The 12,432-nt window shown below is 31.9% G+C and carries 14 protein-coding genes; 7 read left to right on the forward strand and 7 right to left on the reverse strand.

Features of this window, described 5'->3' with window-relative positions; all coding sequences use genetic code 11:
* The first annotated feature begins 85 nt into the window (after nucleotides 1–85).
* On the forward strand, nucleotides 86–883 hold the full coding sequence (locus MWH30_RS12270; protein ID WP_282706325.1) for a bile acid:sodium symporter family protein: 798 nt from the start codon (nucleotides 86–88) through the stop codon (nucleotides 881–883).
* 83 nt (nucleotides 884–966) lie between these two features.
* On the opposite strand, the gene MWH30_RS12275 is transcribed toward MWH30_RS12270, so the two are convergent.
* Nucleotides 967–2,820: a methyl-accepting chemotaxis protein gene (locus MWH30_RS12275; RefSeq protein WP_248664384.1), complete on the reverse strand. Its 1,854-nt coding sequence runs from the start codon at nucleotides 2,818–2,820 to the stop codon at nucleotides 967–969.
* 164 nt (nucleotides 2,821–2,984) lie between these two features.
* The gene (locus tag MWH30_RS12280; RefSeq protein WP_248664385.1) at nucleotides 2,985–4,157 is read right to left on the reverse strand and encodes an EAL domain-containing protein; all 1,173 of its coding nucleotides are present in this window, start codon (nucleotides 4,155–4,157) and stop codon (nucleotides 2,985–2,987) included.
* 178 nt (nucleotides 4,158–4,335) lie between these two features.
* Here MWH30_RS12280 and MWH30_RS12285 point away from each other — a divergent pair, with 178 nt between their 5' ends.
* The gene (locus MWH30_RS12285; protein WP_248664386.1) at nucleotides 4,336–4,926 is read left to right on the forward strand and encodes a TVP38/TMEM64 family protein; all 591 of its coding nucleotides are present in this window, start codon (nucleotides 4,336–4,338) and stop codon (nucleotides 4,924–4,926) included.
* A 78-nt stretch (nucleotides 4,927–5,004) separates the two neighbouring features.
* Here MWH30_RS12285 and MWH30_RS12290 read toward each other — a convergent pair whose 3' ends face one another.
* A complete protein-coding gene (locus tag MWH30_RS12290) occupies nucleotides 5,005–5,448 on the reverse strand; it encodes a MarR family winged helix-turn-helix transcriptional regulator (RefSeq protein WP_248664387.1) in 444 nt (147 codons plus the stop codon).
* 281 nt (nucleotides 5,449–5,729) lie between these two features.
* On the opposite strand from MWH30_RS12290, the gene MWH30_RS12295 reads away from it, so the two are divergent.
* The 3 genes from MWH30_RS12295 to MWH30_RS12305 all read left to right on the forward strand — a co-directional run bounded on the left by MWH30_RS12295 (nucleotide 5,730) and on the right by MWH30_RS12305 (nucleotide 7,986).
* The gene (locus tag MWH30_RS12295) at nucleotides 5,730–6,608 is read left to right on the forward strand and encodes a M15 family metallopeptidase (RefSeq protein WP_248664388.1); all 879 of its coding nucleotides are present in this window, start codon (nucleotides 5,730–5,732) and stop codon (nucleotides 6,606–6,608) included.
* Nucleotides 6,609–6,631: 23 nt separating this feature from the next.
* Entirely contained in the window at nucleotides 6,632–7,036 is a 405-nt protein-coding gene (locus MWH30_RS12300; protein WP_248664389.1) for a secondary thiamine-phosphate synthase enzyme YjbQ, read from the forward strand.
* A gap of 185 nt (nucleotides 7,037–7,221) precedes the next feature.
* Nucleotides 7,222–7,986, forward strand: a complete 765-nt coding sequence (locus MWH30_RS12305; protein ID WP_248664390.1) for a hypothetical protein — start codon at nucleotides 7,222–7,224, stop codon at nucleotides 7,984–7,986.
* A gap of 10 nt (nucleotides 7,987–7,996) precedes the next feature.
* On the opposite strand, the gene MWH30_RS12310 is transcribed toward MWH30_RS12305, so the two are convergent.
* A complete protein-coding gene (locus MWH30_RS12310) occupies nucleotides 7,997–8,782 on the reverse strand; it encodes a potassium channel family protein (RefSeq protein ID WP_248664391.1) in 786 nt (261 codons plus the stop codon).
* Between the two features lie 281 nt (nucleotides 8,783–9,063).
* Here MWH30_RS12310 and MWH30_RS12315 point away from each other — a divergent pair, with 281 nt between their 5' ends.
* Nucleotides 9,064–9,816: an ATP-binding protein gene (locus MWH30_RS12315; protein ID WP_248664392.1), complete on the forward strand. Its 753-nt coding sequence runs from the start codon at nucleotides 9,064–9,066 to the stop codon at nucleotides 9,814–9,816.
* Between the two features lie 173 nt (nucleotides 9,817–9,989).
* Complete coding sequence (locus tag MWH30_RS12320; protein WP_248664393.1) at nucleotides 9,990–10,328, forward strand: ArsR/SmtB family transcription factor; 339 nt, start codon at nucleotides 9,990–9,992, stop codon at nucleotides 10,326–10,328.
* A 65-nt stretch (nucleotides 10,329–10,393) separates the two neighbouring features.
* Here the strand turns inward: MWH30_RS12320 and MWH30_RS12325 are convergent, their stop codons facing one another.
* Genes MWH30_RS12325 through MWH30_RS12335 form a run of 3 tightly spaced genes read right to left on the reverse strand, consistent with a single transcriptional unit; the run spans nucleotide 10,394 to nucleotide 12,158 of the window.
* Nucleotides 10,394–11,179, reverse strand: a complete 786-nt coding sequence (locus MWH30_RS12325) for an ABC transporter permease (RefSeq protein ID WP_248664394.1) — start codon at nucleotides 11,177–11,179, stop codon at nucleotides 10,394–10,396.
* Between the two features lie 6 nt (nucleotides 11,180–11,185).
* Entirely contained in the window at nucleotides 11,186–11,827 is a 642-nt protein-coding gene (locus MWH30_RS12330) for an ATP-binding cassette domain-containing protein (protein WP_248664395.1), read from the reverse strand.
* Nucleotides 11,828–11,849: 22 nt separating this feature from the next.
* Nucleotides 11,850–12,158: a PadR family transcriptional regulator gene (locus tag MWH30_RS12335; protein ID WP_248664396.1), complete on the reverse strand. Its 309-nt coding sequence runs from the start codon at nucleotides 12,156–12,158 to the stop codon at nucleotides 11,850–11,852.
* Between the last annotated feature and the right edge of the window lie 274 nt (nucleotides 12,159–12,432).

Below are 12,432 nucleotides of genomic sequence, written 5' to 3' on the forward strand. Positions count from 1 at the left end.
CTTTTTGCTTTTAATTATAGCATCTTAAAGGGAAGAAATTAAATCTATTTTAGAGTTCTTTCTTGCGATTGCCCTGTCCCCCTTTCTGGCTTTATTGATGTTCGTAATCAGTTTAACTTTTGATTTTTCCGAGGTTAAAATAGCTTTGCAGAAGTGGAAGTTGTTGTTACTTGCTTTAGGATTGGTCTTTGGTCCAATGGCGATTATCAGCTTAGCTTTAGGTAGATTATTTTTTACTGATTTTGACTTGATTTTAGGTCAGGTTTTAGTGGGGGTTTTACCTACTGATGTTTCTACCCCTTTATTAGTGTATTTAGCTAAGGGAAGTACGGCCCTAGCAGCTATGATGAATACTATCAATACCGCTTTAACTCCTCTGATTTTGCCTTTTTTACTTTTGCTGTTGACAGGAATAGAGTTTGAAATTCCAGCTTCTATTTTGATTTTAGAACTATTTTTAATTATTGTGATACCGATGTTAGCTGGTGTTTCCTTACGGACTAAGTTTACAGAAAAGGTTATCGAGTATGAACCTTTATATTCCTTTATTTCTTCTAATCTATATTTACTTTTGCTTTTTACGGTGGTTACTGATAGTGCTACTTTTATAATGGATTATAAATTATATGCTTTAGGTATTTTGGGAGTTCAATTGCTACTTAACTTGATAGGCTATGGCTTAGCTTTATTATTCAAGCCGGTAATTAATGAAAGGAAGGATCATATTGCTTTACTCTTTACAGCTAGTACTAAAGAGTTTAGTATAGCTGTAGCTGTGGCTTATACTGCTGGTTTAGCAGAGATAGTAGTGATACCAGCGGTCTGTTATGCTATTGTGCAGATGTTGACTTCGCCAGATGTTGACTTCGCCAGTGGTAATTAAAGTTTTGAACTGGCGAAAGCAAGAAAAAGAAGTGTTAAAATAAAAAAATCCCTTCTTAATTAAGGAGGGATTTTTTTATTTGATTAAACTTGAAGCTGTTCTACCAAAGCACTTAACTCTTCAGCCATAGCGGTTAATTCTTCAGTGGAGCTGGAGAGTTCTTCCATTAATGTAGATTGATCTTCGGTATTAGCTAAGATTTCTTGACTACTAGCAGTTAACTCTTGGTTAGCGTTAGCAATCCCCTGGATTCGATCAGTGATAATACCGATCTGCTCTACAATTTCTTGAAGGAAGGAGCTGGCTTCTTCTAAAGTAGTTGCCCCTTGGGAGATCTCTTTGTTATTGTCTTCAATGACTTCTACAGCTTTTTTAGTATCTGCTGTTATTTGTTTGACTACTTTTTCGATTTGAGTAATTGATTCTTGAGTCTGTACGGCTAATTCACGAACTTCTTCAGCTACTACAGCAAATCCTTGTCCTTCTTCACCTGCACGAGCAGCTTCTATAGCAGCGTTTAAGGCTAATAGGTTAGTCTGTTCAGCAATATCGGCTATTACCTCGGTAATATTTTGAATTTCTTGGGAAGAAGTATCTAATTGTTGAATAGTTTGATTAGCTTTTTCGGCCGAAGTGATAATTTCCTGCATCTGTGCTTCGGTTAATTCCATCTTTTCTAAACTATCATTAGCTAAGTCATTTACTGTATCGGTAGCTTCTGCTATTTCTTGCGAACTGTTGCTAAGCTCTTCGGTAGTAGAAGCAAACTCAGAAGTAGCATTCTTAATCTGTTGGATAGAGGCATTACCTTCTTCGCTTTGAGCTGCTAGCTCTTCGCTAGCTGCTGAGGTTTCTCGAGCTGATTGAGTTACTCCTTCTACAATATCTCTTAATTCATCAATCATTGAATTGAAGGCTTTAGCTAAAATGCCTATTTCATCACTTCTATCAGTATTAGTAGCTCTAACAGTTAAGTTGCCTTCGGTAACCTTTTTAGCTATGTTTACTAGTTCATCTACAGGTTTTAAGGAGCGTTGTAGAATATAATAAAGAGGTATTAAGCTTAAAAGACCTATGATTAAAATAGTAATTATCAATCTAAATGTACTGCTAGTGATTAAGGTATTATACTCTGAAATATCTTCAAAAACACCAATAATTGTAAGCACTTCACCGTCATAGTCTCTGATAGGTAAAAAAGCATAAGCCGTATCTTGGTCTTGGGCTACCTCGCTTATTTCTTCGCGGGCTTGATTTAATAGCTGAGAGTCAATATTTAGCTCTAAATCAGTAGTGCTGGCCAGCAGATCGTAATCTGTTTCATTTTCGGGTAAGTAAACTTTTAATTCTACATCTAAGTTTTGGCTTAGTTCAGTAAGTATTTCTTCTGAGAAGTTTATATTACTTTCTAGAGTACCTATTACTTCATTGTCTGCAATTACAGGGCTCCAGCCTCGCATTCCCATTCCGTAGGCACCTTCGATAAATCCTTGGCGGGTTTCTCCGGATTCGGCTACGTCCAGAATAGAGCTTCGGGTAGTAGTATCTCCCCAGTTATCGGGATTGTGGGCCCGCAGAAATGAAGTATCGGCTGGTGAGCGAAAGTGGATTACTGATAAATCAAACTCCTCTTCTAAAGCTGTAAAGGTAGGAATTATAGTCTCCATAGCTAATCCTCTATTTTCAGTCTCAGCTGCTTCAATTATCTGAGGTGTATTAGCTATAGTATAGCTGATAGCTAAGGCTTCATTACTTTTTTGGTTTAAGGCAGCTTCGACATTATTTATATTAGATTTCATATTATCTTCGATAATTGAATCTAATAAGTTATGTTGATGATTCCAAATCGAAAAACCAATTATTAAGGTAATTATTCCAGCAGTTGCTAAAAAGATAGCTAGTAATTTTGTTTTTAAATTAATGTTTTTTAGGTTCATTATTGATTGATACCTCCTAAGTAAGATTTGTTAATTGCTGATTTTTTACTACTAATATAGATATTCTTTATACTTAGATAGTTTTCCTGTACAAAAAAGTTTTTTACACTAATTTTCGTTATTGATTAAGTTTTTTGAAGTAAAGAATCTATATGTAACTCAAATTAATTATAATTTAAAGAGTCAATGACTTTCACAGCAGCTTGGGGATGCTCGTAATAATAACCTTGAGTAAAATCGACATTACATTTTTTTAATGCTTGGACTTGTTCTTTGCGTTCTACACCTTCCCCTAGTACAGCAGCCTTCAATTCTTTAACTTCGGCAGTAGTTTGACAGACTGCTGCTTGAACTTTAGGGTCTTTATCTATTTTGTTAATAACAGTAATACATAACTTTAAAATTTCTGGCCTTAACTTGCGGGCCGTATTCATATCAAAAAAGCCACAACCGGTATCATCAAGAGCAATACTTATACCTAGCTCTTTTAAAGCTTCTATTTTTTGCTGTATTTCTTTAACTGTTTCTAGGGGCATATGTTCTGTGATTTCTAGGATAGTTCTGGGTAATAGTTGTTGATATTTATTTTGTGATAATTGCTGATAAAAGTTATCATCGATTAATAATTCGGGGCTTGCATTAATAGATAATTTATATTTATCAGGCAATTTCAACCCCCATTCTAGACCTTGCAAGGCTGCTGCTAATTCCAGTTCTTTCATTAAACCGAAGTGATTGGCTGCTCCGAAGAGATCAGCTGCTGAAAATAAGGGAGTATTTTCGGGCCCGCGGGTAAGCACTTCATAGCCTATTATTTTTTCTTTCTTTAAATTAATTAATGGTTGAAGATAGGTAGTGATCTTTCTGTTATTAATGATTTCCTCGAACTTAGTTTTGCTTACTAAGTTTTTATATTTCTCAGTAGGCATTGAGTATTCGGCTAACTTGCTAGTTAAGTATTCATTAATTTTGGTTTTTTGAGAGTTTTCAGGATAAGGAAAGATAGCTAGCTTGAAATCAATCTTACTTCCAGTAGCTGCTCCGAACTCTTCTTTTAAAATGGCTTCTATTTTTTCTTGAGCGGCTTTAATTAGGGAGTTTTGTTGTTCCTGAGGATCTACCATTAACTTTGATTCTTCCATAATAAAAGATAGCTGCCAGCGTCCAAAGTACGATTTTACTTCTGAGATTATTTGATGTCTTTCGAGAATTTTTTGAGCGTTTTTTTTGAATTTATAATCAATTTTCTTTTTAATATTGGTAATAACACTTTCGCCAAAAATATTAATAAGCTGCTTTGCTTCGGTTAATTCTAGAATAAACAGATATTTTTTCATCATTTATCCTCCTAAGTTGTTGAGATTTATTAACTTTTGGTTTATAATAGTAAGTGAAGTAGCTTGCTCCAATAAAATAATAATGCTAATCATAAATATAAATTAAAGTTTTGGCTTTGTCAACAGCTGAAAAAATTAAATTGGTGGGGCTAAAATAATTTGAATGGTGGGATTTATTATGATTGAATTAAGGGAATTTGTTAGCGTTAAAAAGTTGTTAATGCCTATTTTTTTGATTATTACTTTAGTCATGGTTAAACTTTTTGATATCTTAGACTATTTTAACTATAAAGATGTTAATAAAATTAATCACTTTAGAGATTGGATTATCAATTGGAGTTATCTAGGACCTTTACTTTTTATTGTAATATATGCTTTAGCAATAGTTTTCTTTTTACCTAATGCCTTTTTTATTATAGCAGCCGGAATTACTTTTGGCGCTATTAAGGGAGGTTTATTAGCTTCGCTAGGTTTTATTTTAGGAGCTGGAATTTCTTTTATTTTATCGCGTTATTTTGCTAGAGATTCTCTTAAATCTTGGTTGAATAAGAAGGACTTAAAAGAAAAAATTGATCAATGGTTTGCTAAGTATAAATGGAGAGTTTTATTATTTACTAGATTAATACCCTTTTTTCCGATTAATTTACAAAACTATGTTTACGGTTCTACAGAAATTAAGTTTTCCACTTATTTAGTTTTATCATGGGCCGGGATGTTGCCTAAAATTATTGTTTGTATATTGATTAGCGATATACTTATAAATCGTTAGTCTAAAGCTTAGTTGAGCTAATAGATTAAAAGAAAGGAAAATCTAATTTAATGAGTCTTTTGGAAGCTAGTCTGCGTTTTATTTGTCTTTTAATTTGAGTACTTCTTGGTAGAGATTATTAGACATTCTATCAAATAGCTGTCTAACTATTATATTTTCTTCTCGGGAAAAGTCTTGAGCTAATATTTCGGTGACTTTATCTAAAATACTTCTTAATTCATCACGGATGCTTTGTCCTTTTTTTGTTATATATAGTCTTTTCACTCGAGCGTCTTCCTTGCAGCTTTTTTTGGTTATGTATCCAGCTTCTATAAGAGCATCTAATCTTTTAGTAACTTCAGCTTTGTCTAATTTACATAGTTCTCCTAATTCATTTTGAGAGATGCCTTCATTGTCATAAAGTTCAACTAGAGGGGCAACTTGGTGACTAGTGATATTTAATTTATCGACCTTTTTATTTAAATAGTAATGTAGATGTTTAGAAGTTATAAAGATATATTTACCTAGTGATTCATAAACCATTTTAATCCTCCTAATTTAATCAAAAATTTTTTTATAATTAATAGTAGCAAAATAATGTAATCCTATTGGTTAATTATAGCAAAAAAACTAGAAAGTTTAAAGCGTTTTTTAAGAATAATAGTTATTAATTTAAACTTTAATTTAGATATTTATTACTTAGCTTTTATTATTCAGCAAAGCTAGTTTAAAATTAGCTAGTATTATTTATAATGTAAGCAAATATAGCAAAATTATTTAATTCTTAATATTAAAAGTTATTTTTGATAGAGAGGAAATTAGCAATGAATATAGACAAACGACTATTTGCTGAGGAATATAAAATGAAGTTGGCTTTTTTTACTTATCTGTTATTGTTATTATTAATGCTTCAGCTAGAAGTAATAGGGCCTGGTATCTTTTTTTTAACAGAGGATTTGCTTAAAGAAGAGGAGCTTGATTTAAAAAAAGAACAAGTAAGTATAAAGGAGAAGCTACTTACTTATGAAATTGATTTAATTACTGAGCAAAGAACTGTTGATAATCCTTTATCTAGATTGGTACTAGTTAATAAAGAGCAAGGATTAGCCCCGGATTTTATTCCTCCAGATTTAATAGTAGTAGATATTCCTTTTCCTTTCGCAGAAAATTCCTCGCGAAAGAAGATGCGTTGGGAAGCAGCCTGGATGTTAGAAAACTTGTTTAAGCAAGCTGAAAAAGAGGGGATAGATTTAGTTGGTGTTTCTGGTTATCGTTCTTATCAGCGACAAGAAGAGATTTTTAAGCAGCAAGTGTTATTACGCGGAGTAGAGGAAGCAAAGCGGGTTAGTGCTAAACCAGGTCATAGCGAACATCAGACCGGATTAGCTATGGATCTTTCGACTGCTGAGTTAAACTACCGTTTGAGTGAGGAGTTTGCTCAAACTGAGGCTGGACGATGGTTAGCTGAGGTAGCCCCTTATTATGGATTTATTATTCGTTATCCTGAAGATAAGGAGCATATTACGGGTTATCGTTATGAACCTTGGCATATTAGATATGTGGGAATTGAGGAAGCACTAGAAATTACCAAAAAAGGAATAACATTGGAAGAATATCTTAGTCCTAAGTTAGTAGAATTTAGTTTATTTAGTGATAGGTCGGATTTTAAACTTAATTATTTAAAGAAAGAACTTAGAGAATGAAATTTGCTGAGGAGGTTTAACTTATGCAGCAGACTATCAATGTTCAGACGAAAACTAGAGAAGCGCTCTATGATATTACTGAAGAGGTTCAGCAGGTGGTAGCTGCTTCGGAAATAAATACTGGCTTAGTTAATATATATGTGCAAGGAGCTACAGCGGCTATAATGGTTCAGGAGAACTGGGATGATAGTGTGCAGCATGATGTAATTGAATTATTAAGAAAACTGGCTCCACGGGGAGTTTGGGAGCACGATAAGCAGGATGGTAATGGTGATGCTCATCTTAAGTCAGGATTAGTGGGCCCGAGTGAGACCATTCCAGTGATAAATAATGAAGCAGCTTTATCTACTTGGCAGAATATTTTTTTATGTGAATTTGATGGTCCGCGCCAACAAAGGCAGATAATAATTACAGTTATGGCTAGGTAGAATAAGAAGTGAGTTAATAAGTTGAAAGGAATTTTAAGCCAGGGTTGAACCTGGTTTTTTTGTTTATAATTTAAGAGAGAGCAGGATTAGCTTGATATTATCTAGTATTATTTAAATAGAAATATGGTTATTTGAGGATGTATTTTGAGATTAATGATAGTATACTTAACTAAGGGGGGAGTTTTATGCAAAAGAAAAAGTTAAACTTAGTTCAAGTGGTAAAAGAAGGCTTTGATATTTACAAGGAAAAGTTTAAAGTTTTGCTTGCTATTTCAGTAATCTATTTTTTAGTAAGGTTAGTTCCTAGTGCTATTAATCACTTTGCTGGTGGAGAAGGTGAGGCTGGGGGGAATGTGATAGTTACCTTAATATCGTCATTATTGATTTGGTTAATAGGATTAGTTTTTATATATATTCAGGCTAAGATTATTATTGCTTTTTATCTCTGCATTTCTGGTTCTTATACTGGTCAACAGATAGGACTTAAAGAGTCTTTTAGTAGTCCAAGAAAATTAGTTTTGAGATTTTTGATTTTAGTAATTCAGTTATTTGCTATTTTGGTATTACCATTTATTACTTTAATAGCTGTTTATCACTTAGTAGAAATAGTCACTTTAAAGTATATAATTATTGCTTTGTTAGCAGCTTTGATTGTCTATTTAGCAGGGATTTATGGATTAGCTCCGATTATAGGAATTTTGGAAGATCAAAATTATAAACAATTTAGTGATAGTAAAAAGTTAGTTAAAGATAATGTTTTAAAAGTAATTGGACTAAGATATTTGGGAATTATTTTTTCGATTCCTTATTATTACTATACGTTTATTTTTGGAGGAAGCGACTACTTGATTTATATTTTAAATCAATTTCTTTTTATTTTCTTAACTCCTCTTATTTATGCTATTATTGTAGCAATGTATTATCAATTAAAAGAGATAGCTGTTAATTGATAATACATTGCTAATTTAACCATTGATTTATATTTATTGTTCCTAAGATGATTAACACAAATATTAATAATATTTGTGTGCCGATAAGAAGAGTGCTTTTTTTAATTTTGCTTTTTCTTTTTTTAGGTTTTAAAACTTTATGATTAGTAAAATTCAAAGTTACATAAATAGTAAAGGTAACTATTAATAAAAAGACACCTGTTAATACTTGAAATATAGAAAATAATTGAGTTAGAAAGTGAGTGGGACTGATGTCCCCATAACCTAGTATAGTAATGGTGCTGACACTATAGTATGTTGCTTCAAATATATTATTAAAGCTTTTGTTAAAGAGTCCTTGTGGAGAAGCGAAGAGGTATTGAGCGTAATTAGTACTTAAAGCATAAAAAATTATTCCATAATTTAGTATTAATTCTAAATAACTTTTTAAAGCGATTATATATCTATCTGAGTATTTTAAGTTTTTCTCGTGTGGTTTATTTTTCATTTTATCTAAGCTATCTAATAATAAGGCTAGGAAAATCTCAATTACTCGAGAAACTGCATAGTATGAAATTAGAAAGAAGGCTATGCGAGCTAAAAAAGGAGCTATATTTATCCAGTAAGACCATAAGAGCAATAAGCCAAAAAATAACCAGTCTAAAAAGAAGTAGATACTATTAATTTTTTTAAATAGTTTTTTTCTTAATTCTTGTTCCTGTTTAGCTTTTTGGCTATTTTTTACTAAGTTTGTTATCAGATAAGTAGGTGAAATAATCGGGACAATATATTGTAAGAATAGATTGCTTAGTTGCATTTGTATCACCAACCTAATTATTTTGAAATTACTTATATATATCTTTTGTTTTATTGAGTTTTTAATACATTTATAGTTCAAAGATTTTCTAGCTAGTTGACAAAAAGCATTTAGACTGATATAATCCAAACTGTTAATATTTAATGAATTCATTAAATATTAACACAGAAGTTAAGTTAGGCTTTTTGAGATAGCAAGCTGGAGAATAAGTATTGCTAACTGGAGGCTTTCATAACTAAACCAGTTATACTTAAAATTTTTTGAATAAGGAGCGGATATTAATGAATATAGCAGTGGCTGGTAAAGGTGGAACTGGCAAAACGACATTTACTTCTTTATTAATTAGAACTTTACTTAAAAATGGAGAAAGACCTATATTTGCAGTAGATGCTGATGCTAATGCTAATTTAAATGAGGCTTTAGGCTTTGAAGTGCATACTACAATATCTAAGTTGTTGCAGGACTTTAAAGATATGGACGGTAGACCTCCCGGAGGAATGGATAAAATGAGTTATATGCAATATCAAATTACTAGTTCTTTAGTAGAGGAAGATGATGTAGATCTATTAGTGATGGGAGGACCATTGGGCCCGGGTTGTTACTGTTATCCTAATGATCTTTTGAAGAAGTTTATGGAGGACTTAAGTTCTAATTATCCTTATGTAATCATGGATAACGAAGCAGGTCTAGAACATTTAAGTAGGAGAACTACTCAGGATATTGATATTTTATTTGTAATTAGTGATAGCAGCGCTAGAGGTATTCGTTCTGCTGGTAGAGTAAAGAATATAGTGGATGAAATAGATTTAGACGTAGATGAAATATATTTGGTAGTAACTAAAGTGGATGAAGAGTTAATAGAGATGCTAGAAGAAGAGATAGAAAAGACTGGCTTAGAACTTATTGGGACAGTACCTCAGGATAGACAGATAATGGAGTATGACTTAAAAGGGATGCCCTTAATAGACTTACCGGATGATTCAGTAGCAGTGCAAGCAATAGAGGAAATTGTGGAGAAGACTGTGTTAGATTAATTGTATAATCAAAATTTGTATTTTCTAAAAATAAGTTTAGCAATTCTATAACTTTAAAACTTAAAATTAATTTTAAAATAGGCCACTCTCTTAAGAAAGCAAACAAAACTTATCTAGGGGGTGGTCTATTTTTCGATAATTTGATAAAATGGTTTTAATAAAGGGGGTCAAAATTGAGTAATAACAAAAAATTATACGAACTTCACGCTGGAGTCTGTAAAGCTATTGCTAATCCCAAACGAATTGAGATTATTTATTTATTGATGGAAGGAGAAAAGAATGTTAGTGAGTTAGCTAAAGAAATGGAGGCTAGTGCAGCTAATGTTTCTCAGCATTTATCAATACTGAAGGAAAAAAAGGTGGTCTGTGCTAGAAAAGAAGGCTTAAATGTATTTTACAGTATTTGTGATCCCAGAATGGTTGAAGCTTTGGAAATTATGAAGGAAGTAATGCTTGAACAGTTATCAGAGTTAATAGATGTTTCTCAAGAAATTTTAGCAGAAGAAAAATAATAGTTTGTTTTAGGATAGACTAATGTTTATAGGTGAGTTTTTCTTTAAGTTGAGTACATTTATAGTTAAGATTCTATTTTAAGCTGGGCCCTATCGTTAAAAAATGTTTTAGCTCCCCATTTGATCATAATATAGACGGTCAAGGTTACACTAGCAAGTATGCCTAACATAATAGCTAGCTGATATTTGATAGCAGTTAAAGGCATTGCTCCGGCTAGAATTTGTCCAGTCATCATCCCTGGTAAAAAGACAATTCCCATGCCCATCATAGAGTTTATAGTAGGTAGTATAGCATTGTAAAAGGCTCTCCCACTTATATCTTTAATAATAAGTTCTGGTTTTCCACCTAGCATTAAAGCATTTTCGATCATTTCTTGGTTATCTTTCATACCATTAATTAAGCCTTCTATTCCTAAAGATATTCCGGTCATCGAATTACCAATTAACATTCCGGAAAGGGGAATAAAGTATTGAGGTTGATACCAAGGTTGAAGATTTATTATTATTACAATAAAATAAATAATAGTAATGCTGGTGCCTAAAAACATAGCAATAGCAACAATCTTTTTGAGGCTAAAAGATATCTTATTATTAACTCGAGCGTAGGCATTTTGAATAGCAAAACCCTGCATTACTAATAAAACTAATAAACTATATACTACACTAGGATTAGCAAAGATATAGGTAAGTATATATCCTATAGCTATCAGCTGAATAGTCATGCGGATATTCGCTAGAACTATCTCCCATTCGTTACCTATTTCTTGCTGTTTGACTATCAGTAATAGAACTAATATAAAAGCATAAGCTGGAATTAAACGGATTATAGGAATTTCAATTAGACCTTCCATCAGGTACTACCTCCTGTGTTCAATTTTTTGGATCTTTCCTTTAGCTAAACTGATAATTACTTCTCCATACTTATTAGCTATACTTTGAGAATGAGTAACCATAATCAAGGTTCCCTTTTTTTCCTTTATATAATTGATTACCATCTGAATTAATATATCTTCTGTATTTTCATCCAAGGAAGAGGAGGGTTCATCAAGGAGTAGTACTTCTGGTTCTAATAATAAAATTCTGGCTAAGGCTAAGCGCTGTTTTTCGCCTCCAGATAACTGTTGAGCTTCCATCTTAAGCTCATGTTTTAAGCCGACCTGTCTTAATGCTTGAATATATCTTTCTTCATTTATTTCTTTATTTTCTGTGTACTCCATAGTTTTAGCAAAATTATTTTTGATTGTATCAGCAAACATTATTGGGTTTTGAGGTAACATAGTAATTTCTCGTCTTAATTTTAAAGGATTATAGTTAGTTATTTCTTGGCCTTTATACTTTAAAGAGCCACTATCGGCAGTTAATATATTGTTTAATAATTTTAATAGAGTGGTTTTACCACTACCGCTTTTACCAATAATACAAGTTATTTTTCGAGCTTTAATTTCTAGTTTGTTAATAGCTAATATATCATTAAACTTAATATTGCTTAAAGTAAACATAAAGTCCGGAGACCTCCTTTAGTTATTCAATAATTTCATTGAATAGTTCTTTAGTTTTTTGCTGAGCTTCATTAAGTACTTTTTGACCTTTTTGGGTGAGAGAGTAGTACTTTCGTACTTTTCCTTTAATAGTTTTTTCTTCAGTTTTAAGAAGTTTATCTGCCTCCATTTTGTGTAGAATTGGATATAGAGTACCAGCACTGATGCTATAACCATGACTTTGTAACTCTTCAATCATCCATAGACCAAAAAAGGGCTCTTCTTTAGCGTGATAGAGAATATGAATCCTCATAAAGGCTAAAAAGACTTTCCTTAAAAGTTTATTTTCCATAGTTATTTAGCTCCTTAAATTTTATTTTATAAGATCGATATCGATTATCTATAATAATATCAAGATTATACTTTATTTGCAAGTTGTTAGTTGGAGCAGTTATTAATTAATTGATTTGAATTTTTTTAATATAGTTACTATAATATAATTAATGTGATTATCATAGTAAGGGTACTTTAGAAGCTATTAGATCTGAAAAACAGGGCAATCGCAAGAAAGAACTCTAAAATAGATTTAATTTCTTCCCTTTAAGATGCTATAATTAAAAGCAAAA

The sequence above is a fragment of the Fuchsiella alkaliacetigena genome (assembly GCF_023227765.1).
Taxonomy (GTDB): domain Bacteria; phylum Bacillota; class Halanaerobiia; order Halobacteroidales; family Acetohalobiaceae; genus Fuchsiella; species Fuchsiella alkaliacetigena.